Source organism: Arthrobacter sp. GQ119 (assembly GCF_059759125.1).
In genome coordinates, this window is record NZ_JCAXEA010000093.1 from 1 (window position 1) to 329 (window position 329).

Annotated in this window: 1 pseudogene; it reads right to left on the reverse strand. The window is 65.3% G+C overall.

Features of this window, described 5'->3' with window-relative positions:
• Positions 1-329 (reverse strand): annotated as a pseudogene (locus AC6CH3_RS23505) (hypothetical protein); the annotation flags it as partial.

The window sequence follows — 329 nt, forward strand, 5'->3', positions numbered from 1 at the left end:
GTCGGGTTCGGATCCGCCGCGCCGGGCACCACGAACGGGGTCCCCCAGCCCGTGCCCCCAGACAGGGAGTGGTTGACGTACACGGTGCTGGTGGTGCTTGTGGCCTGGGTCCAGGTGGCCCAGATGACGCCGGTGGAGTCCTTGTCGATGGTCAGCGTCTCGCTGCTGTTGTCCGATATCGTGGCAGGAAAACCACTGCTCAACGTGTAGGTCCCGCCGGAATAGCTGTAGCGGTACAGCCGGGCCGGCTGCCCGGATGCCGACGAACCCGAAGTCACCACGTTCGAGGCAATGTACAGGTGGGTTCCGTCCCAGAGCGTGTCCGAGGA